Source organism: Burkholderia sp. AU31624, assembly GCF_020420065.1.
Taxonomy (GTDB): Bacteria; Pseudomonadota; Gammaproteobacteria; order Burkholderiales; family Burkholderiaceae; genus Burkholderia.
In genome coordinates, this window is sequence record NZ_JAIZRT010000008.1 from 326,938 (window position 1) to 349,818 (window position 22,881).

The window sequence follows — 22,881 nt, forward strand, 5'->3', positions numbered from 1 at the left end:
GATGAGGGCGGCGACCTCATGCAAAAGAGGCTCGCACCGCGCGAGCCTCTTCTTCATTCATCGCCGATAGCGGCTAATGCAGGGCGACGCCCGCTGCGTTCACGAGCCGCGCGTCGACCGATCGGCCCATGCCGACAGCGCCGGCCACTGCGCACAGCCGCGCCGGATGAAACCCACACCCGTGCGGATCACGAGTGCGCCGATCGCCAGCGCGGCCAGATCGTCGAGACGACCGAAGCCGACCCATGCCGCGCTCATCGCGAGCGTCGCCAGCAACGACGACAGCGCATCGGTCCGCACATGCCAGCCGCTCGCCTCGAGCAGCGCGGAGCCAGTCTCGCGCGCCTTGCGCAGCATCCAGTGCGACAGCCCGGCCTTGCCGGCGAGCGTGAGCGCGACGAGCGCGAGTGTCGTCGCGCCCGGCTGCACGACGGGCGGCAGCGCGAACCGGTTCGCCGCGTGCCAGATCATCTGCGCGCCGGTCGCAACGAGCAACGCGCCGAGGCCCGCGAGCGCGAGCGGTTCGTAGGTCGGGCGCCGCGCCGGCGGCAGGCGCGCGTCGAGCCGGCACGCAATGAGGATCAGTGCATCGGCCGCGAGATCGATCGCCGCGTGGGCGACGTCCGCGAGCAGCCCCGACGAATGCGCGGACCACGCCGCGACCGTCTCCACGGTGAGCAGCAGCAGGTTGATCGCGAGGCTGACGGCGAGGGCGCGGGACGTGGCCGCATAAACGTGGGGCGTGGCGCGCAATGTGCGCTGCATGGCGGATTCGTCTGTCGATAGCGTGGGTCAGCCCCGAACGCTACCGGTCGACGGTGGCAGATCGGTGACAGCGGTGCAATCGCGGGAACGCCCACGCGCAACGGTGTTGCCGTGTGTCAGGCGCGTCGCCGTCAACGCGCCGATCTGCTCGCCGGCGCTGCCCGACCGGATCGGGCAGGGAACCGGTTGCCGGTACGCGGCTTACTTGTCGTACCAGGTGTGGATTTTCGATGCGCCCTGTTGCTGCAGGTATTGCTGAAGCTCCTGCTCGTTGCGGACCGATGTGGTCTGGTTGATTTGACGGTCGGTGATGTCGAGACGGTCGCCGACCCGTTTCGCGGACACCAGGTGACCGATGCCCGAATCGCGTTGCATGCCGAGCGCGAACTGGTGACCTTCGGGGAATTGCGCGAGCCCCTTGACGAGATCGTCGGCGGTGCCCTGACGATGCTCGACGTTGCCGTTGTTGATGTGCTTGAACGCAGCGGTCACCGTATCGGGCTGCATGCCGTGCGCGCTGATGTCTTTCACGTCCTGCTCCGACAGCCCGAGCTTCTGCACCACGGTGGGTTCGGACCAGCCGGTGAGGGACGCGATGGTATGCAGGCCGCAATCGTTCTGCGTGCCGGCGTGAAACGGCGTCGTGCCGTTGTCCGCGCCCATCGTGGCACCCGTTGCACCTGCGCCGCGCTTCGGGCGCGCCATCGACGACAAGTCGGATAGCTTTCCCAACGATGCTGCAGGCGCCCGCGGCTTTCCCGCGGAAGGCTCGATCGGGCTGTCCTGCGTGTGTTCGGAAACGGCACCGTTGCGGGCAGACGAAATTTTCATGGTGGAAATGCTCCAGGGAGAATCGGGAGGACGCCGGCGGCCCCGGTCAGGCAACGGTGTTCCGGGGAAGATGCGACGGTCGCCGGACAGGTCGAATCGAGTGTAGTGGATGCGTCATGCCTGAAACCGTGACGCATTCGGATCCCCGAACGTCTTTTCGCATTCACCGCGCAACGCGCAACGCGCAGCGCGCAGCGCCGCTGTCGGCATCCGTGCGCGGACGAGCCTGAACGGCCTTCGCGAAAGTGGCGCTCGCTTCGTATCGCTGCCGGATCCGCGCCCGCACTATGCCAACGTAGCGCGCAATACGATCCTGCCGCGAGATCCCCATGTTCCGAAAGATCAGCAATGCCGTGCTCGAGCGGCGGCAGCCCGAGCCCTCGACGACGTCCGGCGAACGCAAGGCGCCGGAAACCGGCAAGCAGAAGGCTCCTCCGGTCGCGACGCCGCCACCGCAGCTTGCCGGGCTGGATACGCGCTCGCCCAGGAAGTCGGCGGAGACGCCGCGGGAATCGCCGTCCGACTGGGGCGCGGAAACGCTGAAGGCGCTGGATGGCGTCGCGCGGCCCGGCGCGCTGCCGGGCAGCGAGCGCGCGACGGGCTTCACCGTCAGGAAATCGCCGTCGCTACGCTCGAACACGTCGCTCGCTTCGCTGAAATCGAAAAGCCGGCCCGCATCGATCACGGACAAGACGAGCGAGGTCGAACCGTCCGAGCCCCGGCATGTGCCGGCCGTCGTCGCGGCCACGCTGCACGAGACGGAGACCGGGACGACACCGGTCGCGAAGGCCGCCAAGACGGCCGAGACCGCCGATCCGCCTGCAACGGGCGACCATGTGGCGCGTCTCGGTCGCGTATTCGACACGTATTTCGGCGAAGCCGGCGACGTCGACACGCCGGCCGTCACGCCGCCGTCCGTCAAACCGCCTTCCGGCAAGGACAAGCACACGCCGGTGGTCGCCGATGTGCCGCAGGCAGCGCGCAACGCACAACTCGACGCGACTCGCGCGTCCAACGAGCGCTTCGAGCGGTCGCTTGCCGGTCAGGACATGCAGCCGATCCGCAACAGCGGCCGCGACAACAACTGCTCGATTTACGCGCTCGTGCAGTGCGCGAGGCCGGACCTCGACGGTCCGGCGCTGGACCAGGCGGTGAGCGAGATCCGCGCCGGCTTCGACGCGCAGCACCCGGACGAGAGAGGCAGGATGCTGCTGCTGGACACCAACGAAGGCGGACACGGCGCGGCACTCGTCTCGCTCGTGAACGAGAAGTTCGGGGTCGACATGCAGGTCGGTGTCGTGCAGGCGGGGGTCGACGACACGCATCCGGTCACGACGCTCGGCCAGTTTCACGGCAGCCAGCATCGCGCGGGACAGGTGCCGACGCACCGTGTCGTCGTCTGGGACCAGCACGGGCACTTCGAGGCGATTACCAGTACACCGGGCAAGGCAGCCGGCAGCGGGATCGACGCGACGAAACCGAAGCCGGCGTCGCCGACCCCGACCGTCACGACCCCGCCGCCGGCCGACCTGGCCACGGGCAAGCGCGCCGACGACCCACCCAAAAAGACGGACGGAACGACGAACACCGGCAAGAAGGAAGCCGCGCCGCGCCCGCATGGCGAAGCACTGGGCCAGCTCGTGCCGAACGCCTCCGTCGGCGCGAAGGCGCTACGCAGATTCGGGCGATGGATCAAGGTCGACAACGAGAACGCGCTTCCCCAACTGCTGAACAGGACGAAACCGGAAGGCGGGATCGTGCAGGGGCTGACGAAGGCGCATCTGACCGCCTCGCCGGCGTCCGCGCTGGCCCTGGCGCACGAAGGCGTGAATACGGTCTACGCAGCGCAGGAGCTGGGCTCGTCCGCGCTGCGCAAGAGCCGCTACCAGAAGCAGCTGGGGAACTGGCCGGCTTCCGCCGACGAGCCGAAGGTCGCGACGGGCGGCCACGAGGTGCCGTTGTCGGAAGTCGCGGGAAAGACCGACTTCCAGTCCCGCTACGATCTCAAGGTGGCGATCCTGAATCAGCCCGAGGGCCCCCAGCGGGAGAAGATGCTCGACGTGCTGACCGGGCGCTACATCGCCGAGGTCCAGGGCAAGAACCGCGTGGTCCGGTCAGCGATCAAGACGACCATGTCGGCCGTGGGGATCGGGGCCGGCGTCGGTCTCGCGGTCGGCACGCATGGCGCCGCGCCGGCGGCGATCGCAGGCGGCGCGATCCTGTCGGGGCGCGACCTGCTCGACAACCGCAAAGCCGCCCACTCGCTCAAGCAGCACTACCGCGACAAGAAGATGGCGGCCATCGCCGATGGCGCGATGCGCAACCGGCTGGAGAAACAGTTCGACGGCGAGCCGGGCGCGACGGAAAAGGGCGATTGGGACGGCATTCGCGACACCGTCAACCAGCAGCGCATCGGGCGCTTCCTGCCGCTCAAGTTCGACCTGTTCGACGAGAACAAGTCGACCGACAACAAGAAGCAGGAAGTCGACCTCGTGAAGAAGCATGCGGCCGCGCGCGTGGTCGGCATGCTGGAGGAAAGCCACGGGCGCCAGTCGCTGGCGCCCGCCTATCTGCAGGCGAGCGGCGGCGTGCGTCACAAGGAGTTGAAGGCGTTCTATCGCAAGGCGGTCGACGACGACCGGCGAGCCGACGGCGGCAGCGACATCGCATCGGCATTGCAACTGATGCGCGATCTCGGGATGTCGAAGATGGAGGCGATCGCCCACCTGCGGACCGCGGCCGGCGGTGTCGCGCAGAAGCCGCTCGACGAGGATCAGGCCAAGCAGATGAAGGACGATCCCGATCCGATCGTCAGGCTGATGGCGCAGTCGCCAACCGACCGTCTCGAATCGGCACTCGGTTCAGCGATGGGGCGGCGCTAGCGGCGCGGCAATCGCCGGCGATCGGCGAAGAAGCCGGTAATTGCAGAGGGAGCGGTCAATTTTTCATGATCGCGATTTTGAGTCAGGTAATTATGACGCGTTGCAATCGATATTTCGCTTCGTATTTATGCGCGTCGATACGTGCCGGTTCCCGTGTCGGGTCATCCACTCACCTATATTGACCGCACGAAATGCAAGCCGGGTAAATACTTCCAATCAAAGACAGGAGTGTCCGATATGGCCGCGAATATCACGATTACCGTCAGTCCGTCGACGACCACGCCGACCGACTTCGGCAATTCAGGCGCCAATGGTGCATCGTCGGCGAATCAGCCGGTGAACCTCACGCTGGACGCCGGTTCGCTGGCCGCGCTCCTGAAGCCGCCGGCCGGCGGTAACTGTGGCGTGAACGGCCTCGGTGGCGCGGGCCAGGGGCTGCACAACGTCAAGCTGAGCTCGGACAAGGGTACCGTGCAGGTGCAGATGGACAGCCAGGGCAACCTCTACGACAAGAGCGGCAAGAGCATCGGCAAGCAGAACCCGGACGGCTCGTTCACCTTCGACAGCGGCAAGAGCCCCGAGGCCGAAATCCTGAATACCGGCTCGGCGAACGGCAAGCACCAGCCGCAAGGCCGTGAAACGATGGATGCGTCCGACGTCAGCGTGTCGGCGGGCGATCTCCGCGGCCCGAACGGCAACGGAAACGGCAGCCCGGACGCCGGTTCGACGATCCCGGTGAGCTACCCGCAAAATAACGGCGGGTACAACGCGAACGGCGGCAACAGCGTGCCCGGTGGCGGCCAGAACGCCAACTTCGGCATGGGCAATGCGCCGACCGGCGGCCAGACCATCACGATCACGCTCGGCGACGGCGCGTCGCCGAATGGCAGCGTGCCGCCATCGGGCAACTCGCCGTATGCGAACGGCGGGCTACCGGTCGGCCTGGGCGGCTCCGGGCAGGCCGGCCAGGGGCTGCACAACGTGAAGCTGAGCACCGACAAGGGCACGGTGCAGGTGCAGATGGACGATCAGGGCAATATCTACGACAAGAGCGGCAAGAGCATCGGCAAGCAGAACGCGGACGGCTCGGTCACGTTCGACAGCGGCAAGAGCACCGCAGCCGAGATCCTGAACACCGGCTCGACGAACGGGAAGCATCAGCCGCAGGGCCGCGAAACGATCGACGCGTCCGATGTCAGCGTGTCGGCGGGCGACCTGCGCGGCAGCCAGGGCGAAGCGCAGGATGCGGCGACCGGCAAGGAAGTCGAAAAACTCAGCCAGTTGGGGCTGGGACCGGTGGATCCGCAGGGGCAGACGGTCACCGTCTGACGCAGCGGGCACGGCCGGACCGGCAGCGGCAATCCGCCGGCCCGGATACGACGGACGACGCGGCGGGCGCGACGCGCCTCGCCGCATGGCACTCGCAATTGGCATGAGACGGCTCATTCTGGATCGAAGCGAGGACGTGATGCAGTTCGTGGCGTCCTTGACGGGGGAAGCGCGTTACCCCAACTACGACGACGCGATCGGCCTCGAGAAAGATGGCCGACTCGTGGCCGGCGTCGTGTATCAGGCCTACAACGGCCCAAACGTGGCGATGCATTTCGCGGTGGCCGGCTCGCCGCACGTCATCACGCCCGGATTCGTCTGCGCGGCGTTCCGCTTCCCGTTCATCCTGTTGCGCTGCAACCGGATCAGCGGCTACGTCCGCGCCGACAACCCGGCCGCGCAGCGGCTCGACGAAAATCTCGGCTTCCGGCGCGAAGGGGTGATTCGCGAGGGGGCGTCCGACCGGACCGACTTCATCCTCTACGGCATGCTGAAACACGAGTGCCGGTTCCTCGACGGCCGCTACCTGGCGGCGATGAACCGCGACCTCGCACAACCGGAAGCGGTCGTGCCTTGAAACGGGTGAACCGATACCATCAATCGACGCGCGATGAATGGAAGGCGCACTTCATGAAAAATCGGCATAAATCGACACAATGGAATCATTGCGGATTTAATCGAATCGACATAAAAGATTGTCGCCAGCGCAATCGGTCGATATTAATTTGTTTACACATCAAGATAAACAAATCAAGGCGAAATAAGCAAGAGAAGCCTCATTGACAATTCGTTACAGATAAGCGCAATACGAAAGTTTGCCGGATGCAGCATAATCTCATCGCATTGCGGTTTTCCTGGGGTCCGCACAACAATTTGCGCGACACGATCAACTCATTTTTCATTGATTTGTTTACCGATTAAGCTAAACGAATTCAAGCGAATTCAATGATGGGAATGGCATTGAAAATCAATACCAATGTTTCCCCCGTGGCTATTTTTCAGGTGACGCCATTTGCGTATAGCTGCGGCGTATTCCGCTGATTTCGCCTGACATTCTCCGTTTACCGATCCGGCTCCCTTGCCCGGGGTCGTATGTAGCATTCATCGCATCCGCCTTCGACGATGCAGCCCGTCGCCGTCGCCGGAGCATCCAGTTGCCGCAGTCGGAACCATGACATCGCTCCTCGCATGAAGCCGCCCGCCGGCCGGCATGGACGACGCCTTTCCTGCCTGCTCATACAGGGAACGAGCTGATAATGAATCTTGCGGTTTTCTCCAAAGACATGACGCGGCGCGATGCAATCTGCAGCCATCTCGCCGCGAACGGCATCGCCGTCGACCGGTTCGACGACGAAACGACCTTCGCCCGCGCGCTCACGCGTCGCGAGTTCGATGCGATCCTGATCAGCATGGAGCGGGGCATCGATCCGCAGCATCCCGTGCTCGTCCATCGCGCGTGCCACGGCGTCCAGCGCGCGCCGCTGATCCTGATCTGCTCGCCGGGCGACAGCATGGACGCCGTGGACCTGCTGGATTACGAAACGGACGAGATCGTGCTCGCGCCGATCAGCCTGCCGGAACTGTTGCTGCGTCTGCGCCTGACCAGCCGCCGGCTCCAGTGCACGCGCAGCAGCGTGGACCGCGAACGCTTGACGTGCGGCCCGTACCGGCTGGATCGCCACGCGTCGGCGGTCAGCGTGGCCGGCGACGTGATCCGGCTCACGTCGCGCGAGTTCGCGATCGCGTGGATGCTGTTCTCGCAGTTCGACAAGTACGTCGCCCGCGGCGAGATCGCACGGACGGTGTGGGGCAGCCCGGAGGACGTCGTCAGCCGCTCGCTCGAACAGCACATCTACAAGCTGCGCAAGAAGCTCAGCCTGAACGGCGAGCACGGCGTCTACCTGCGCACGATGTATGCCGTCGGCTACCGCATCTTCATCCAGACGAGCGAACACCGCGTTGCGCCGGTACGGCAACGCACGACGATGCCGGTGCCGGCGTATGCCGACGACATCGATGCGCCGGTCGCGCGGCACGCGGCCGCCGGGCGCTGACGCATGACACGGGCACGCGCGACGATCGATCGAGCCGGGGCACGTTGCCTGCCGTGGCTTCGCCGGATGGAAGCGCTCGCCATCCCGTTCGCCCCGGTTCGCTCCCATGTCTTCGCACATTCCATCACACCGCACGGCAACTGAGGCCGCCCGGACCGACGACACGCGCGGGCCCGACGGCGTGACGCCGGATGCCGCGCGCGATACGGTGCAGCTCGACGGCGATGTCGTGCTGAGCCTGCTCGCGGTGATCGGCGGCGGGGGCGCGGAACTGAAGGACGCGGCCGGTGGCGGGCAGGGCCAGGGGCGGCCCGCGGACACGGCGCCCGCGCCGGCACGTGACGGCGTACCGTGGCCGCGCACGGCGTCCGGTGCGCCCGGTGCGCTTGGTGTGCCCGGCATACGCGGGGGCGCGACAGGGCCGGTGGCGCCCGGCACGGGCCCGGCACTCGCTGGAAGCGCGCAGGCAGGTGGCAACGCGGTATCGGGCATCGTGCCCGACGAAGGCGGCGACACGGCCCAGCGGCAGGAACCTGAGCTGGCCGCGCCCGAAGGCGCGCTGCCACTTCCGTCGGCACCGGAGGGCGACCTGTCTCCTCGGTCCGGTGCAGGTAACGCCGGGGCATCCGCGGCCGATACGCAGCCGGCGCTGCACACCGCAGGTCGGGACGACGTCGGGCCGCACGCCGGCGGCGCGGCCGGCGAAACGGTGCGGGGGCTGGCCGGAACGCCGGTTTTTGCCGGACCGGCAGGGCCACTCGCAACGCCACCGCGTGCCGGCGCCGTCGCGCAAAACGAGCCGTTCACTCCGGCACGCGGTCATGCACTGCCCGATACGCAACCGCGAGCGTCCACGCTGCCCGTCACCACCACCGCCACGACGCAAATGCCTACGGCGCGACGCGGCGAAGCGGCACCGACGGCCCGCTCCGCCCACGACGTCATCGCCGATGCAGCCGGCACGGCCGGCCGCTACGCGAGCGCGACCGTGCGCCGCGCAGGCACGCTCGCGGCCGCCACGGGACGTTCGCTGGCCGCGCACGGCGCGGCGCTGCCGGGCGTGCGCGCGCTGGAGGCCAACCTCGTCGAACGCGGGTGGCTCGCCCGTCGTACGCGGTCGTCCGTGCCATCGGACGAAGCCGGCATCGGTACCGGTGCCGGCACGGATGCGGGCGATCCGTCGTCCGTCGCGTCGGGCAACGAAGCCGCCGGCGTGGTGAACGTCGTGCGGTTCGTGGTGCAGGCACGCGAATGGCTGGACGAGCGACGCCCGCGCACGCCGGCGGCCGGCTGCCCGCATCGCCGCAGCCTGCGTTGCCGCTGGCACTGCCGCGCGGGATGCACACGGCGCGGCCCATGAGCGAGCACCGCCTCGTTCCTTTTCAACCGACCAACCGACGGGGATGACCCGCTTCGACATGAGAATCGACACGATGCAGGGCGCGGCGATCGCGCTGCTGGGCAGCATGCTGCTCGCGGGTTGCAGCACGCCCGCACCCTCCGCGGCAAACGGCACGCCGGTGTTCCCCGATCCGGGTGCGGCATGGGTGGCCGGCGGCGCCCGGGTCAGTGCGCGCGACCTGCGGCAGGTCGTGCCCGGCATCACCGAGAACCAGGTGTACCTGCTGATTCATGAACCGCATTTCAGCGAAGGCACGTACGGCGTCCGCGCGTGGAACTACCTCTTCAAGCTGCCGACCGGCCGCCCCGGCGAATACGCGACGTGTCAGTACCAGGTGCAATTCGACGCGCACCGGCTGGTCCAGGCGACGCACTGGAAAGACCCGGTGTGCGCGCAATACGCGACGCCGGGCGCGACCGCGGCGGCGATCCCGGCCGACGCGCCGTAGTGCGGCTCAGGCGGCGCGGCGGAGCGCACCGCCTGCGTCACAGGCGCGCGCGGCCGCCGGACGAATCGCGCAGCAAGTCGCGCAGCCAGGTGCCGGCATCGGGCGCCGGCGCGGCTGGACAAGCGTGCCGGGTCAACACGTAAAGCAGGCAGTCCGCTGCGTCCAGATCGCGATTCGGCTGCGGCTCGTGACGTTTCAGCACCGCTTCGCAGCGGAAACCCAGGCGCTCGATGCAGTGACCGGCCGGGCTGCCGGCCACGCAACGCGCATGGATCCGTTGCACGCCGCGCTGGCCGAGCAGCCAGCCGAGCAGTTCCTGCAGCGCCATCAGGCACGCGCGCCGGCGCCGTGTGCCGCCGCGCTTCGCGATCATCACCGACAGGCGAACCCCGGGCAGGTCGGGGGTGAGTTCGATCACGCCCGCGAGCTGCCCGGTGGCGCGGCACTCGCACACATAGCGGATCAGCGTCCGGTTACGCCAGCCGCGGCGGGCTTCGGCGATATACGCGTGGGTTTGCGCGAGATCGCCGTGACGCCCGATCGGCAGGTACTTCATCGTTTCGGGGTCGCTCAGCATCTGCTCGAAGAGCGCGGGCGCATCGCCGGGCACCAGCGGGCGAAGTATCAGCCATTCGGTTTCGAGGTGGGTCAACGGGGGCAGTCGCATGATGATCGCTCGTCATCGATCGGTCGGATCAGTGTTGCGCAAGGGCGTGCGCCGCGGCGCGAATGCGCGAACCTGCACGTGCGTCACGGAATGTCTTCGCATGGGTGGCGCCGGGTTCGTCGCACCGCACGGGTAGCGCGGTGCGTCGTGACATGCTGGCGGATGCGCGGCGCAGCGTGGCAGGCAGCACCGGCCGCCGCCGTTCCCTCGATGGAGATACCGCATGCGTTTCGCACTCGCAGGATTCGATCTGTTTCATGGGGTACTCGAGACATTCGCGAGCGCCGGATGGACACCCGTATCGCTGTTCAGCTTCGTGACCGACGACCGTGTGAATTCGAATGCGGAGATCGTGTCGCATGCGACGCGGCACGGGCTGCCGCTGCAGCTGTCGCGAATCGACGAAGCCGCGCTGCGCACGCTGCGCGATCTCGATTGCGACGTGCTGGTGGTGGCCGGGTATGGCTGGCGGATTCCGGACTGGACGCCGTACGTGCGGCACGCGATCAACTTCCATCCTTCGCTGCTGCCGCAGGCGCGCGGCCCGTACCCGCTGATGCGCGCGATCCTGGATGGCCATCGCGAATGGGGCGTGACCTGCCACCGGATCGCACCGGAATTCGACGCCGGCGAAATACTGGCCCAGGAGCGCTTCGCGCTCGCCGCCGACGAGTGCCACGAAAGCCTGCAGCTCAAGGTGCAGATGGCCGGCTGCCGGCTCGCGCAGCAGGTCGCGTACCGCTTCGACGCGCTGTGGGCCGCGCGCGTGCCGCAGGCGGGCGGCAGCCATTGGCCGATGCCGTCGCAAACCGACCGCACCCTCGATTTCACGCAGCCGGTGGATCGCGTGATGACGCAGGTCCGGGCCAACGGGCTGCACGAATGCATCGCGCACGTCGGCGGCAGCGTGCTCTACGTGCGGCGTGCGGTCGGCTGGCACGAACGGCATGCGTGGGAACCGGGCGCGATCGCGCACGTCAGCGGCCGCCGGTATGTGATCGCGGTGCCGGACGGTTTCGTCGCATTGCTCGAATGGAGCGCGCTGAGCCTGGCCCGTCGCGCGGACATCGGGCCGTGATCCGCTGCGCGCGGCGCGTACGGGCGGCGCGATTCGGCCGGTCACGGGGTCACGCCCGCAGCCAGAAGAATTCGCCGGAAGCGATGCCTTCGAACATCTCGTCGCTCGACTCGATGATGTTCTGCCGCCAGTAGCGGCCGTGGTCGGCATAGTGAACCAGCAGGTCCGCGAGATCGGCACCGCTGAAATCGGGATCGAAGGGCAGCCGCAGGATCAGGACGATCGAGCCCGTGTCCGCGTCGATGCCGAGTTGCGCCTGGTCCTGCGCGTAGATCAGCAGGTTGGCCTCGAGCATCAACCGGAAAATGTGCAGCGTGCGGCCCGCCGTGACGGTGCCGAAGTGGAAGTTCGCGTAGATCGCCTCCTGGTCGCGCTCGACGTGCTCGAGACGCACCTCGAACCCTTCGACCTCGACCGAACCGGTTTCCTGCACGTAGTCGACGTCGTGAAGCCCGACTACCGCGCAAAACTGGGCCACGAGTTCGAGATAGCGGGGATCGTTCATGAGCGGGACGACGCGACGAAAGCGGGAATGAGAAGAGGCCGGCGCGCCGGAGCCCGCCGGATGACCGGGTCGGGCTGGCCTGTCGCGCCGGCGGTGGCGCCGCGGTGCGGCGTGCGAAGCGCGTTACTGGTTCTTCGCGATGTCCTTGAGCGAACCGGTTGCCGAATTGGTGGCGTTGGCTGCCGCCGTCGCCGCATTCAGCTGGGCGTTGTTCGATGCCTGGGCGGTGGCTGCCGCCGAGCTCGCCTGCGTGATCGCGGTCTGTGCCGCCGTGGATTGTTCAATGCTCGCGACTGCTGCACCTGCACCTGCCAATGCGCCTGCCATGGTGATTCTCCTTGTGAAGTGACGACGGTTACTGCGGATAAACCGTTCTCGAGCGGCAAGGGCCGCAGCGGAACAGAACGGAAGCGGGGCGCGCTACGCCCGCCGGATCTGCTGGATCACACGCGTGGCGGCCAGCAGGCCGCGGTAAAGCGTCGCGCGATTCCGGTTGTCGATCTCGGCGCCCGGCGTGGCGTTGTTCACGTTCTCAGCGATCTCGGCGAGCGCGCGCTGGATCCCGTCGATCGTCGGCGCCGCGTTCGGATCCCTGACGACCGCGGAAAGATTGTCGAACTGCTTGGCGTAGGGCGTAATCGGTTCGTACATGTCGGTGGTCCTGTCGAGGTCGGTGGAAAGTCAGGAGTCCGGCGCAGCCGGGCGGGGCGCGGCATGCACCTGCTCCGCGCTGCGCACGATCGTGCTGCTGTCGACGGACGGCAGCGCCGGGCCGGAGGCGACCGGCACGCCGGACGCCGGCACCGGATCAGCCGGTGCGTCCGTCACGTAGATGTGCTTGACGCCGTCGGGCGTCTGCGTGTACTGCACCGTGTCCGACGACACGATCTCCGAATACTGTCCGGTCACGGGCGCGGCGTGGCCGGGATGCTCGACCGCCTGCACGACGAGCCGCCGGATGTTCGAATCGAGGTCGGCGCGCACGCGCGTGACGGCCTTGTCGAGCGCGTCCTTGCTGTCGACCGTGCCGGTGATCGCGAACTCGCCGTTGCCGAGGTACTTGACGCGCACGCCCGCGATGCCGAGTGAATCCTCGATGCTGTGCACCGCGTTCTGCGCGACGTCGTAGCTGCGCACGACGTCCTTCAATGCGATCTTCGCGAGCGTCGAGCGGACGAGCTGATCGTCGGCGAGATTGGCGACCATGCCCGTCACGACGCTCGTGTTCCCGACCGTGCGCACCTGCAGCTCGGTCATGTGCGCGGCCGCGAGCGCGTCCTGGATGCGGGTGGTCCGGTAGTCGGCGCCGTGTCGCAGCGCGGCCTCGCTGTCGGGCGCGGTGGTCAGCAGCACGGCGGTGCCCGCGACGATGCCGATCGCGATGCACGCGACGAGTGCGCCGTAGTAGCGTCGCCGCTTGCGCCGCTCGGCATCGACCCGCGCATCGGCAGGCCGGGTCAGCAGCGTCGACAGCAGGTCGAGATCCGACGGCCACGGCACGTCGTCAGGACCCACGCACAGGATCGTCTCGCCGAACCGCATCGGCACGAAATCGACCAGGATCACCGTTTCCGGTTCGGCCGCGGTATCCGCGGGCGTGGTTTCCGGCGCGTCGATACGCGTGATCGCACGCACGACGCCGGACGGATCGACGTCGAGCGTCACGTCCGGGCCGCTCCAGTCCGTCAGACGGATATCCGCATCGGCACCGCCATGAACCCGATGCTGACCCGGCGCGAGCTGCAGCATCGCGCCCGCATGGAATCCCGTCAGTATCCGTAGCTGTTTCATGAGCGAAGCGTTCAATCGATATCAGGTCCGTATGCCGAATCGGCGGTGCCGTGCACGACGGGCGCGCATCGTCCGTCTCGCTGTGAATGTAGAGGCTAAAAACGCGCTGCCGGCCCCGGATGCGAAGACTTCGCGTGTCGAACGAAGCATCGGGCGCCACCGCGCTACGGCATGCGCCGCAGCGCGCGCAACGTGTCGAGCGCGTCCGCGAACTGTCGCGGTGTGCGCGGGCGGTCGAACTGGCGCAGCAGCAGGCCGGCCAGCACGTTGAAGTCGCGTGCCGCTTCCGGCAGCGGTGCCGCCCCCCGCTGCGGCGGCTGCGTGCGCAGCATCTCGAGATCGGCCTCGGGCAGCGCGACGCCGGACTGCTGCACGCGCAGCCAGCGCGCCGACCACGCGTGCACGTGCGCGGCGACGCCGGCACCCGGCTGCGCGGCGAGCGCGCGTGGCAGCGCGAGCAGTTCGCGGGCGCACGCGTCGCGCAGCGCGCGCGGATCGAGGCCGGGCGCAGGGGCAGGTGGCGATTCCGCGGCGCGCGTCGACGCGGCCGGCCCGGCCGTGGGCCTGCGGCCGGTCTTGAACGTGGCCGTGGCGACGCGTTCCGTTTCGTTCGCATCGTCCTGCTCGTCGCCCTGGCTGTCGCGCCCGCCGCCGTTTCCGCCCCGGCGTTCGTGCTCGTCGCCGGATACCTCGAGTTCCGGCGGTTCGCCGGCGGTGTCGGCGCCGTCCGCTCCGTCGAGCGAACCGGCGCCACGTTTGCCGCGTGCGGTGCGGCGGCGCCGGGCGAGCCGCGCGGCCATTTTCTTCGCGCGCTGCATCTGCGCGGCATTCTGCTGTGCCTGCATGCCGCCGTGCGCGAAGCGCGTGCCGCGATACAGCGTCGCGAATTGCCCGGCCGGCTTCGTGCGCGACGGTTTCGCCGACTTCCGGTGCGCGGCCGCCGCCTGCTGGGCGAGTGCGGCGGAGTGGGGTCCGATACGTGTCATCGCGGCCTCGCGTCAGTTGGGAAACGCCGTTCGCATCATCTCGTTCGCGAAATGCAGGATCGCGGCGCAGGACAGCGGGGCGGCGATCACCAGCACGATCGTCACGGCGATCAGCTTGACCGCGAACGGCAGCGCCTGGTCCTGCAGGGACGTGATCGCCTGGACGAACGACACGGCGAGCCCGACCGCGGCGGCCGCGATCACGAACGGCAACGACACCGTCAGGCACAGCAGCATGCCCTGGGTGGCGGCGTGAACCAGAGAATCGACGTCCATGGCGGCTCCGGTCATTTGTAGGTCAGCACGAGCCCGTGGATCAGCGCCGACCATCCGTCCATCACGACGAACAGCAGCAGCTTGAACGGGATCGCGACGTTGGTCGGCGACACCTGGTTGAGCCCCATCGACAACAGCACGTTCGCGATGATCAGGTCGATCACGATGAAGGTCACGTACAGCAGGAAGCCGATCTTGAACGCGTCGGTGAGCTCGGTCAGCGTGAAGGCCGGCGCGAGCACGATCAGGTCGGTTTCCTTCAGCGACTGCGCCTCCTCCTTCGGCCACACGATCGACGCCGATCGCATGAAAAAGCGCTTCTCGCGCTCCTGCGTGTGCTTGATGAGGAACTGCCGGAACGGCTCGCGTGCCGCGTCGGCCGCCTGGATCACGGCCTGCGACGATTGCGGCGAGATCGTCTGGCTGCTCAGCGTCTTCGCCGCCATCATGCCGATGGGCGCCATCACGTACACCGACACGAGGATCGCGATGCCGTTGAGCACCATGTTCGGCGGCACCTGCTGCACGCCGAGCGCGTTGCGCAGCAGGCCCAGAACGACGACCACCTTCGCGTACGACGTCACGACCATCGCGACGAACGGCAACAGGCCGATCGCAACGACGATCAGCAGCAGGCCGGACAGGTCACCGTACTGAACCATGCTCGTGCGCCATGCGGAGAATGCGGATGCCGACGTGTTCGCCGATGCCGACCAGTTCGCCGTAGCCGATCACCTGGCCGTGCGCGACGAGCTTGAGCGTCAGGTCGGCGATCGCGGTCGGCAGCTCGATCACGTAGCCGGGCGCGAGCGACGACACCTCGTCGATCGTCAGCGCAACGGTATCGGCGACGAACTGCACCGGCAGCTCGAGTTCGCCCACTTCGACGGCTTGCTCGGCATCCGGCGCATCGAGCCCGGCGTCCGGCGTGTTCAGGACGGTGGTTTCCGTCATCACGGGTTCCTTCAACAAAGTGATCGTTCGGGTTTGCACGGCCACCGCGGCCCGGCCATGCGCGAGGCCCGCGCTGCCCCAGGTCGCGAAGGCGACGGGGTGCGGCGCGGGGTCCGCACGGGCGCCGGCGCCGTGCAGCCACGCGGCGTCGAGCGACGGATCGAACACGCGCAACAGGATGTCGCCGCCGCGCAAGCTCTGCAGCGTGTCGATCGACAGCGCCTTCACGCCGAGCACGAGGCTGCCCGGCACGCGCAGCGACGCATCAAGCCAGCCGGCGCGCGCGGTGCGCGCCAGGCACGCATCCAGCCACTCGATGCAACGGCCCGGCAACTGCACGAGCGCGTCGTGCCGCCGGTCGCGCAGCGTCAGCGACAGCGCGACGGTCACGCTGTGCGGGCGCGGCGCCGGCCACGCGCCGCGCCGGACCGCGACGACCTGCGCGCCGGTCAGGCCGAGCGTATCGAGACAACCCAGCAGCGGCGCGCACAGCACGTTCGCGACGGCGTTGCGCAGTGTCAGTTCGGGGCTCGTGCGCCGGTCGGCAGCCTGGGCCTCGGACCACGCGCAGACCGACAGGGCGGGGTAGCGTGCGAGATCGAGCAGCAGATGCGCGCTCACGGACCCGGCCGGCGTGTCGATCCGCAGCTCCGCGACGGCCGGGTCCGCATGGTCCGGCGTGTCGACCGCGAAGCCGCAACGAAAATCGCGCACGCAGAGCGTGTCGTGCAGGAACACCGGCAGGCGCGCATCGAACAGCCGGCGCGACGCATGCGCGCGCGCCGGATCGAACGGTGGCAGGACGAGCGGCGCGCACGGCGCGTCGCCAGGGGTGATCGAATGCCGAATCAGTTTCATCCGTGGCCGGAAAATGCCGCCGTTGGCCCGCGCAGGCCGCCCGCCGGGCGTCGTGCTCGAGGCAATTCACGCGGGGCCGGCTACCACACCGTGAGACGGACGGTCCGCGGCTGCCCCCATGCCCGCAGCATCGTGTCGAGTTCCTGTTCGAGCGCGACGCTGTGGGCCAAGAGTAACTGTCGTGCTTCGCGATCCTGTGTTTCGAACCGAAGCTGCAGGTCGAAATGCGAAAGCGACACGTGCAGTTCGGTGGCCGCGAGGATCCGGTCGCTCAGCACGACGTGCGCTTCCCACTGCCCGCCGGCCGCGACCGCGGGATCGCCGCAGAACGCCGCGATCTCGCGCGACAGCACGCCGAGCAGCCCGAGGTGGTCGCGCTGCTCCTGCAGCGTGACTGTCGCGATCGGTGCGGCGGCGCTGGCGATGCGCGCGGCGATGGCGCGACATTCGGCCAGTTCGGCGGGCGTCGGCGCCGGGTCGGAAGCGGGCGCGTCGCGCTCGTTCGAGATCAGCGGGAACGGCTCCGCACGGCCGGACGACGGATCGGCTTCATCGGACGGATCGTTCTGCTGGCGCGACGCGGGCGGCGCATCGGATACCGGGCGCGCCACGGTGCGGCGCGTGGCCAGCAGCGCCGCGTAGTCGAACCGGCGCGCGCCGCGCGCGGTCCGCGGGGGCGCGTCGTCCGGGGGCGGCAGCGCTCGCGCGTCGCGGCTGTCGATGCGGGGCACGGCGCGGCGTCAGACGGTGATGCGGCCGATCGGGCGCAGATCGACGTGCTCGCCCAGTTCCTGGTACGAGTACACCGCCAGCCAGTCGAGCTTCGCCTCGATCATCCGGCGCACGTAGCGGCGGATGTCCATCGACGTGACCAGCGCGACGCCGTCGGTCGGCTGCGGCCCGACGACCGCCTGGATCTTGTCGATCAGCAGGCCGATCTCGTCCGGTGCGAGCGCAAGGAAATTGCCGGTCGGCGTCTGCTTGATCGCCTGCCGGATGTGCTGCTCGATCGGCAGGTCGAGCAGCACGGCCGACAGCGTGCGCTGGCCGCGCGTCGCGCGATGCGCGATGAAGCGCGACAGGTCGCCCCGCACGTACTCGGTCAGCATCAGCATGTCCTTTTCCTTCGGCCCCCACGCGATCAGGCTTTCCATGATGGTCCGCACGTTGCGGATCGAGATCTGTTCCTCGAGCAGGCGCCGCAGCACGTCGGCGATCCGCTGCGGCGGCAGTACCTTCTGGACTTCCGCGACGAGCCCCGGGTGATCCTCGCCGAGCTGCTCCAGGATCCACTGCACCTCCTGGATGCCGAGGAACTGCGTCGCATGGTGGCGCATCAGCGCGACCGACGCGTGCGCGACGACCTGCTCGGGGCCCCACGCCGGGATCCGCGCCTGGGCCTCGCGTGCGTCGACCCAGTGGGTCGGCCGCCCGCCGGGATCGATCGGCGGCCGCGATTCGCCCTTCGCCACCAGCGCGTCGCGCTGCTGCACGTCCTCGGCTGACAGCGGGGTGCCCGTCGCGACGCGCTCCGGCTCCGGCAGCATGACCATGCCGGCCGGCAGCTCGACCAGCAGATGCGGCACGTCGTGAATCAGGATCTCGGCGTGCATCGCGGGCAGGCCCGCATGGGTCCACATCGTGATGCCGGGAAACGGCAGCCCCAGTTCTTCCTGCAGCCGAGCACGCTCCGCGCCGAACGACTTGTCGAGCACCGGCAGCGCCAGCCGCTGCATCAGGTCGGGGGCGACGCGCACGCCGATCGGGCAGGCGAACTGCGGCGCCCGCGTCATGATCGCGGGCGTATCGGCCTTCGCGCCCGAACGCTGCATCGCCTGCAATCCGTCCTGGGCCGGCCCTTGCTGCGGCTGCCGGTCGTTCAGCTTGTACGCGATGAACGCGAGGATCGCGGACAGCAGCAGGAACAGCACGACCGGAAAGCCCGGCACCAGCGCGAAGCCGAGCAGCAGCAGCGCGGCGAAATACAGCGCGCGCGAACTCGAGCCGAGCTGGCGGCCGATTTCCTCGCCGAGCGAGCGCGGCTTGTGGCTGCGCTCGTCCGCGACCCGCGTGATCATCACGCCGGCCGCGACCGACAGCAGCAGCGACGGAATCTGCGACACCATCGCATCGCCGACCGACAGCACCGAGAAGCGGTTCGCCGCTTCGCCCGCGCTCATGCCGTGATAGGCGACCCCGACCGCGATGCCCGCGACGATGTTGATGGTCGTGATCAGCAGGCCGGCGATCGCATCGCCTTTCACGAACTTCATCGCGCCGTCCATCCCGCCGTGCAACTGGCTCTCGATGGCCAGCGTCGCGCGGCGGTGGCGCGCCTCCTCGGGGCTCAGCAGGTTCGCGCGCAGGTCGGCGTCGATGCTCATCTGCTTGCCCGGCATCGCGTCGAGCGTGAAGCGCGCGCCGACCTCGGCCACGCGCTCCGAGCCTTTCGCGATCACGATGAACTGCACGGTCGTGATGATGATGAACACGACCAGCCCGACGACGAGGTTGCCGCCCACCACCAGCTTGCCGAAGCTGTCGATGATGTGGCCGGCCTCGGCGTGCAGCAGGATCGACTTGGTGGACGCAATGTTCAGCGACAGCCGGTAGAGCGTCGTGAACAGCAGCAGCGATGGAAACGCGGACAGCGACACGATGTCCGGCACGTACATCGTGACCATCAGCAGCGTGACGCTGATCGTGATGTTGATCGCGAGCAGGATGTCGATCAGCTCGGGCGGCAGCGGCAGGATCATCAGCGAGATGATCGCGGTCACCAGCAGCGCGATGCCGATTTCGCCGCCTGCCGGGAACTTGAGGGCCTTGAACATCGGAACGCTCAGTGAAGGGGTGGGGTGGAGGGCGAGCCGATCGCGTCGACCCAGCGCAGGATCGCGGCGACCGTCTCGAACAGCTCTTCCGGTATCGGCTGGTTCAGCGTGACCTTGTACAGCGCGCGCGCGACGGGCGGGTTGCCGATGATCGGCACGCCCGCGTCGCGGGCCGCGCGCCGCAGCGATGCCGCGTCCGCATCCATGCCCTTCGCGATCACGACGGGCAGCGGGTGTTCGTCGGGCGCATAGCGCACCGCGACCGCGAAGTGGGTCGGATTGACGACCAGCACGTTGGCCAGGCCGACGCGCGGCTTCGGCGGCGTGCTCGCCAGCTCGCGCGCGAGGCGGCGGCGCTCGCCCTTGAGTTCGGGACTGCCTTCCTGCTCCTTGTGCTCGCGCTTCACCTCGTCCTTGCTCATCTTCATCTTCTTGATGAACAGGAAGCGCTGCAGCTTGATGTCGACGGCGCCGACCAGCAGGAAGATGCCGACGGAGATCGCGCCGAGCTTCGCCAGCATGTCCCAGAACATCAGCGACAGTCCGCCGAGCGGCTGGTAGATCGAGCCGACCACGAGCGGGAACAGCCACTTGATCGACTGCCACATCACCCAGCCGAGGATGATCGCCTTGACGACCATCTTCGCGCAGTCGATCAGGCTCTTCGCGGAAAAGATCCGCTTGATGCCGCTCGCCGGATTCACCGTCTGCAGGTTCGGCGTGACCGGCTTGGTCGCGATGCGGAAGCCCGCTTGCGCGACGGAGCCGGCCGTGGACGCCAGCGCGGCGGCGAACACGCATGGCACGATCAGCTTCAGCGCGGTGGCGCCGAGCCGGAACAGGTCGGCGTGCATGCGCTCCAGCGTGCGGTCCTGCGCGACGAACGACAGCGGGATCGACACGAGCTCGTGCAGCCCGTCGCGAAAGAGCGGCACCGTCGCGACCAGCGCGATCAGCGCGCCGGCCATCGACAACGCGTCGGCGAAGTCGGTGCTGCGCGCGACTTCGCCGTCCTTGCGCGCATCCTCGAGTTTCTTGTCGGTGGGCTGTTCGGTCTTTTCGTCGCTCATGAATGGGCCCGCGGCACATCTCGGCCGGATCGGATCAAAAGGGGCGCGCATTCGCGCCGCTGCGATGACCTTAGCGCCCGCCGTACGCGGCCGGCGGGCGCGATGCGAAGCGGCGCGGCGCATGCCGAAGCGAGCGGCCGGCCGGCGCGGCCCACCGGGCCCGCTTCGCCTCGCGCGTGCTGGCTTCGCATGCGCGCCGGCCGGCCGGGGCGGAATTGCTATGTTGGCAGACGTCGGCATGCATCCGGCGGCGAGCCGCCCGCCGCACGACCGGCCGGACCGTTTTCCTCTCATCGCAGGAGTGCATTGCCATGACCGTAGACACGCCGGAGTACCTGAACTGCAGCCCGGAATTCATTGGCGGGCTGATCGAGACCGTCTCCGTGGCGCTGCTGGACAATTTCCCGAATACGCCCGTCGACCTGTTCGACATCGAGCAGGTGATCGACGCGCTGCGGCTGCTGCGCCCGCGCGTGGTCGAGATCGATGCGCTGGACGGCCTCCTTCGCATGGCGAAGGGACAGTGGCAGGAAGCGAACCAGGTCCTGCTGCGGGTCATCGAGATGCGTCCGCAGTTCGGCTATGCGAAGGCGCTGCTGGCGTTCTCGCTGTCGTCGATGGGCGACCCGTCGTGGCGGCAGATCGCGACCGAGGCGCTCGCGGACGATCCGCACAACAAGGACACGCGCGCACTGGTGCGGGCGCTCGAAGTGAAGGACGAGGTCGATCGCGCGATCCGCGAGCATCGTCCGGGCCAGCCGTTCGTCGCACCGGCGTCGCTCGAGGAAGCCGACGCACGCACCGACGCACCGCAGGACACCGTGCAGCACGCCCCCGCGCCGGCGGCCGAGATGTTCCACGGCGGCGCCTTCCTGCGCGCGTGATTCAGAGGAGGCACCGAGATGTCCATCGATCCCGTCAGCCAGCTCGCACCGGCCGCCCTCGACGCAACGGCGGCGACGCCCGCGGCCGCGCCCCCCGCGACGACCGAGCTGGGCGACAAGTTCACGGCGCTGATGGCCCGCGCGCCGATGGCGCCGCCCGAGCACGCGGGCAGCCATCTGTCGTCGTCGGTATCGAAAGCGATCGAGGCGCAGGACGTGCAGTTCCGGCACACGATCGAGGATGTCGGCAAGCTGACGGCCGACCTGCCGGGCATGTCGATGACGGAGATGACCCAGCGCACGATCCAGATGATGTACGAGATGACCAGCATGCAGATGAACATGCAGGTCAAGATGAGCCTCGCGGAATCGTCGAAGTCGTCGGTGCAGACGCTGATGAAGAACCAATGAGCCCCGCGGTCCGCCGGCGTGCGGAGCGGAACGTCGCGAACGGCAGTGCCCGAAGGGCGGGTGGCAAATCTCATGAAGTCTAATCGTCGCGCGGCGCGCATTGCGGTCGTCGCGCTGTGCATCGCGCTGCTCGGCGGATGCAAGAAGGAGCTGTACGGCAGTCTCACCGAGCAGGACGCGAACGAGATGCTCGTCGCGCTGCTGGAGCAGGGCGTGTCCGCGAGCAAGGACAGCCCGGACGGCGGCAAGAACTGGACGCTGGACGTCGACGACGCGCAGGTCGTGCGCGCGATGGAGGTCCTGCGCTCGCGCGGGCTGCCGCACAGCAAGTTCAACGACCTCGGCGAACTGTTCAAGAAGGACGGCCTCGTATCGACGCCGACCGAGGAGCGCGTGCGCTTCGTGTACGGCATCTCGCAGGAGCTGTCGTCGACGCTGTCGAAGATCGACGGCGTGCTCGTCGCGCGCGTGCAGATCGTGCTGCCGAACAACGACCCGCTCGCGCAGGACATCAAGCCGTCGTCCGCCGCCGTGTTCATCAAATACCGGCCGGACGCCGACATCAACACGCTGATCCCGCAGATCAAGACGCTCGTGATGCACAGCGTCGAAGGGCTGACCTACGACCACGTGAGCGTCACGACGGTCGCGGCCGATCCGGTCGAGCTGTCGAAAGCGCCGCCCCCCGTGTCGAGCCCGTGGTGGATGATCGCGCTCGGCGCCGCCGTCGCGGCCCTGCTGGCGGGCGCGGGCTTCGCCGCGTACCGGTTCGGCTTGACACGCGGCGCACCGCCGCTGCAGGGCTGGCTCGACGCCTTTGCCGGGCGCTTCCGGCCGGCCCGCAAGGAGCCGTAGG

24 protein-coding genes are annotated in these 22,881 nt (G+C 68.3%); 10 read left to right on the forward strand and 14 right to left on the reverse strand.

Annotated elements, in window-relative coordinates; translation table 11 throughout:
* Positions 1-99: 99 nt before the first annotated feature.
* Both LGM89_RS28490 and LGM89_RS28495 read right to left on the reverse strand, forming a co-directional pair.
* Positions 100-765 (reverse strand): cation diffusion facilitator family transporter, encoded by a 666-nt coding sequence (locus tag LGM89_RS28490; RefSeq protein WP_226274683.1) that lies wholly within the window; start codon positions 763-765, stop codon positions 100-102.
* Positions 766-966: 201 nt separating this feature from the next.
* Positions 967-1,497 carry a hypothetical protein gene (locus LGM89_RS28495; RefSeq protein WP_144023107.1) on the reverse strand — a complete coding sequence of 177 codons (531 nt, stop codon included), beginning with the start codon at positions 1,495-1,497 and terminating at the stop codon, positions 967-969.
* A gap of 428 nt (positions 1,498-1,925) precedes the next feature.
* Between LGM89_RS28495 and LGM89_RS28500 the strand changes: the two genes are divergently transcribed.
* The 6 genes from LGM89_RS28500 (at position 1,926) to LGM89_RS28525 (ending at position 9,711) form a co-directional block, all read left to right on the forward strand.
* Positions 1,926-4,478 (forward strand): hypothetical protein, encoded by a 2,553-nt coding sequence (locus LGM89_RS28500; RefSeq protein ID WP_089496972.1) that lies wholly within the window; start codon positions 1,926-1,928, stop codon positions 4,476-4,478.
* A gap of 237 nt (positions 4,479-4,715) precedes the next feature.
* On the forward strand, positions 4,716-5,807 hold the full coding sequence (locus LGM89_RS28505; RefSeq protein WP_226274684.1) for a hypothetical protein: 1,092 nt from the start codon (positions 4,716-4,718) through the stop codon (positions 5,805-5,807).
* A 103-nt stretch (positions 5,808-5,910) separates the two neighbouring features.
* Positions 5,911-6,384, forward strand: a complete 474-nt coding sequence (locus LGM89_RS28510; protein ID WP_046548532.1) for a GNAT family N-acetyltransferase — start codon at positions 5,911-5,913, stop codon at positions 6,382-6,384.
* Between the two features lie 679 nt (positions 6,385-7,063).
* Complete coding sequence (locus LGM89_RS28515) at positions 7,064-7,861, forward strand: response regulator transcription factor (protein WP_089496970.1); 798 nt, start codon at positions 7,064-7,066, stop codon at positions 7,859-7,861.
* A gap of 106 nt (positions 7,862-7,967) precedes the next feature.
* Positions 7,968-9,221, forward strand: coding sequence for a hypothetical protein (locus LGM89_RS28520; protein ID WP_226274685.1), 1,254 nt, complete (start codon positions 7,968-7,970; stop codon positions 9,219-9,221).
* 58 nt (positions 9,222-9,279) lie between these two features.
* Positions 9,280-9,711: an outer membrane protein assembly factor BamE gene (locus LGM89_RS28525; RefSeq protein WP_179254895.1), complete on the forward strand. Its 432-nt coding sequence runs from the start codon at positions 9,280-9,282 to the stop codon at positions 9,709-9,711.
* A gap of 37 nt (positions 9,712-9,748) precedes the next feature.
* Here the strand turns inward: LGM89_RS28525 and LGM89_RS28530 are convergent, their stop codons facing one another.
* Complete coding sequence (locus tag LGM89_RS28530) at positions 9,749-10,378, reverse strand: GNAT family N-acetyltransferase (protein WP_226203349.1); 630 nt, start codon at positions 10,376-10,378, stop codon at positions 9,749-9,751.
* Between the two features lie 223 nt (positions 10,379-10,601).
* On the opposite strand from LGM89_RS28530, the gene LGM89_RS28535 reads away from it, so the two are divergent.
* On the forward strand, positions 10,602-11,456 hold the full coding sequence (locus tag LGM89_RS28535; RefSeq protein WP_089458199.1) for a methionyl-tRNA formyltransferase: 855 nt from the start codon (positions 10,602-10,604) through the stop codon (positions 11,454-11,456).
* Positions 11,457-11,505: 49 nt separating this feature from the next.
* Here the strand turns inward: LGM89_RS28535 and LGM89_RS28540 are convergent, their stop codons facing one another.
* The 11 genes from LGM89_RS28540 to sctU all read right to left on the reverse strand — a co-directional run bounded on the left by LGM89_RS28540 (position 11,506) and on the right by sctU (position 20,730).
* Positions 11,506-11,961, reverse strand: a complete 456-nt coding sequence (locus LGM89_RS28540; RefSeq protein ID WP_046547806.1) for a CesT family type III secretion system chaperone — start codon at positions 11,959-11,961, stop codon at positions 11,506-11,508.
* Positions 11,962-12,084: 123 nt separating this feature from the next.
* Complete coding sequence (locus LGM89_RS28545) at positions 12,085-12,288, reverse strand: hypothetical protein (RefSeq protein ID WP_046547807.1); 204 nt, start codon at positions 12,286-12,288, stop codon at positions 12,085-12,087.
* A gap of 93 nt (positions 12,289-12,381) precedes the next feature.
* Entirely contained in the window at positions 12,382-12,612 is a 231-nt protein-coding gene (locus LGM89_RS28550) for a hypothetical protein (RefSeq protein WP_046547808.1), read from the reverse strand.
* A gap of 30 nt (positions 12,613-12,642) precedes the next feature.
* Complete coding sequence (locus LGM89_RS28555; RefSeq protein WP_226274686.1) at positions 12,643-13,752, reverse strand: secretion protein; 1,110 nt, start codon at positions 13,750-13,752, stop codon at positions 12,643-12,645.
* A 164-nt stretch (positions 13,753-13,916) separates the two neighbouring features.
* Entirely contained in the window at positions 13,917-14,738 is an 822-nt protein-coding gene (locus LGM89_RS28560) for a hypothetical protein (RefSeq protein WP_226274687.1), read from the reverse strand.
* 12 nt (positions 14,739-14,750) lie between these two features.
* The gene (gene sctS, locus LGM89_RS28565; RefSeq protein WP_046547810.1) at positions 14,751-15,014 is read right to left on the reverse strand and encodes a type III secretion system export apparatus subunit SctS; all 264 of its coding nucleotides are present in this window, start codon (positions 15,012-15,014) and stop codon (positions 14,751-14,753) included.
* A gap of 11 nt (positions 15,015-15,025) precedes the next feature.
* Positions 15,026-15,676, reverse strand: a complete 651-nt coding sequence (gene sctR, locus LGM89_RS28570) for a type III secretion system export apparatus subunit SctR (protein ID WP_089458202.1) — start codon at positions 15,674-15,676, stop codon at positions 15,026-15,028.
* Positions 15,660-16,826 carry a type III secretion system cytoplasmic ring protein SctQ gene (sctQ, locus tag LGM89_RS28575; protein ID WP_226274688.1) on the reverse strand — a complete coding sequence of 389 codons (1,167 nt, stop codon included), beginning with the start codon at positions 16,824-16,826 and terminating at the stop codon, positions 15,660-15,662. Before sctQ ends, sctR begins: the two co-directional genes overlap by 17 nt.
* 80 nt (positions 16,827-16,906) lie before the next feature.
* Positions 16,907-17,557, reverse strand: a complete 651-nt coding sequence (gene sctP, locus LGM89_RS28580; protein WP_089496963.1) for a type III secretion system protein SctP — start codon at positions 17,555-17,557, stop codon at positions 16,907-16,909.
* Between the two features lie 9 nt (positions 17,558-17,566).
* Entirely contained in the window at positions 17,567-19,660 is a 2,094-nt protein-coding gene (gene sctV / locus LGM89_RS28585) for a type III secretion system export apparatus subunit SctV (protein ID WP_226274689.1), read from the reverse strand.
* 8 nt (positions 19,661-19,668) lie between these two features.
* Positions 19,669-20,730 carry a type III secretion system export apparatus subunit SctU gene (gene sctU, locus LGM89_RS28590; RefSeq protein ID WP_089496961.1) on the reverse strand — a complete coding sequence of 354 codons (1,062 nt, stop codon included), beginning with the start codon at positions 20,728-20,730 and terminating at the stop codon, positions 19,669-19,671.
* A gap of 311 nt (positions 20,731-21,041) precedes the next feature.
* On the opposite strand from sctU, the gene LGM89_RS28595 reads away from it, so the two are divergent.
* The 3 genes from LGM89_RS28595 (at position 21,042) to sctJ (ending at position 22,880) form a co-directional block, all read left to right on the forward strand.
* Positions 21,042-21,614, forward strand: coding sequence for an HrpB1 family type III secretion system apparatus protein (locus tag LGM89_RS28595; RefSeq protein WP_226274690.1), 573 nt, complete (start codon positions 21,042-21,044; stop codon positions 21,612-21,614).
* A gap of 18 nt (positions 21,615-21,632) precedes the next feature.
* Positions 21,633-22,025, forward strand: coding sequence for a type III secretion protein HrpB2 (locus tag LGM89_RS28600; protein WP_226274691.1), 393 nt, complete (start codon positions 21,633-21,635; stop codon positions 22,023-22,025).
* A gap of 72 nt (positions 22,026-22,097) precedes the next feature.
* Positions 22,098-22,880 (forward strand): type III secretion system inner membrane ring lipoprotein SctJ, encoded by a 783-nt coding sequence (gene sctJ / locus LGM89_RS28605; protein ID WP_089496959.1) that lies wholly within the window; start codon positions 22,098-22,100, stop codon positions 22,878-22,880.
* Position 22,881: the final 1 nt, after the last annotated feature.

Excerpts from the sequence above, each read along its gene's own strand:
- LGM89_RS28490 (WP_226274683.1), bottom strand. The coding sequence starts at position 765 with ATGCAGCGCACATTGCGCGCCACGCCCCACGTTTATGCGGCCACGTCC.
- LGM89_RS28500 (WP_089496972.1), top strand. The coding sequence starts at position 1,926 with ATGTTCCGAAAGATCAGCAATGCCGTGCTCGAGCGGCGGCAGCCCGAG.
- LGM89_RS28505 (WP_226274684.1), top strand. The coding sequence starts at position 4,716 with ATGGCCGCGAATATCACGATTACCGTCAGTCCGTCGACGACCACGCCG.
- LGM89_RS28510 (WP_046548532.1), top strand. The coding sequence starts at position 5,911 with ATGAGACGGCTCATTCTGGATCGAAGCGAGGACGTGATGCAGTTCGTG.
- LGM89_RS28515 (WP_089496970.1), top strand. The coding sequence starts at position 7,064 with ATGAATCTTGCGGTTTTCTCCAAAGACATGACGCGGCGCGATGCAATC.
- LGM89_RS28520 (WP_226274685.1), top strand. The coding sequence starts at position 7,968 with ATGTCTTCGCACATTCCATCACACCGCACGGCAACTGAGGCCGCCCGG.
- LGM89_RS28525 (WP_179254895.1), top strand. The coding sequence starts at position 9,280 with ATGAGAATCGACACGATGCAGGGCGCGGCGATCGCGCTGCTGGGCAGC.
- LGM89_RS28530 (WP_226203349.1), bottom strand. The coding sequence starts at position 10,378 with ATGCGACTGCCCCCGTTGACCCACCTCGAAACCGAATGGCTGATACTT.
- LGM89_RS28535 (WP_089458199.1), top strand. The coding sequence starts at position 10,602 with ATGCGTTTCGCACTCGCAGGATTCGATCTGTTTCATGGGGTACTCGAG.
- LGM89_RS28540 (WP_046547806.1), bottom strand. The coding sequence starts at position 11,961 with ATGAACGATCCCCGCTATCTCGAACTCGTGGCCCAGTTTTGCGCGGTA.
- LGM89_RS28545 (WP_046547807.1), bottom strand. The coding sequence starts at position 12,288 with ATGGCAGGCGCATTGGCAGGTGCAGGTGCAGCAGTCGCGAGCATTGAA.
- LGM89_RS28550 (WP_046547808.1), bottom strand. The coding sequence starts at position 12,612 with ATGTACGAACCGATTACGCCCTACGCCAAGCAGTTCGACAATCTTTCC.
- LGM89_RS28555 (WP_226274686.1), bottom strand. The coding sequence starts at position 13,752 with ATGAAACAGCTACGGATACTGACGGGATTCCATGCGGGCGCGATGCTG.
- LGM89_RS28560 (WP_226274687.1), bottom strand. The coding sequence starts at position 14,738 with ATGACACGTATCGGACCCCACTCCGCCGCACTCGCCCAGCAGGCGGCG.
- sctS (WP_046547810.1), bottom strand. The coding sequence starts at position 15,014 with ATGGACGTCGATTCTCTGGTTCACGCCGCCACCCAGGGCATGCTGCTG.
- sctR (WP_089458202.1), bottom strand. The coding sequence starts at position 15,676 with ATGGTTCAGTACGGTGACCTGTCCGGCCTGCTGCTGATCGTCGTTGCG.
- sctQ (WP_226274688.1), bottom strand. The coding sequence starts at position 16,826 with ATGAAACTGATTCGGCATTCGATCACCCCTGGCGACGCGCCGTGCGCG.
- sctV (WP_226274689.1), bottom strand. The coding sequence starts at position 19,660 with ATGTTCAAGGCCCTCAAGTTCCCGGCAGGCGGCGAAATCGGCATCGCG.
- sctU (WP_089496961.1), bottom strand. The coding sequence starts at position 20,730 with ATGAGCGACGAAAAGACCGAACAGCCCACCGACAAGAAACTCGAGGAT.
- LGM89_RS28595 (WP_226274690.1), top strand. The coding sequence starts at position 21,042 with ATGACCGTAGACACGCCGGAGTACCTGAACTGCAGCCCGGAATTCATT.
- LGM89_RS28600 (WP_226274691.1), top strand. The coding sequence starts at position 21,633 with ATGTCCATCGATCCCGTCAGCCAGCTCGCACCGGCCGCCCTCGACGCA.
- sctJ (WP_089496959.1), top strand. The coding sequence starts at position 22,098 with ATGAAGTCTAATCGTCGCGCGGCGCGCATTGCGGTCGTCGCGCTGTGC.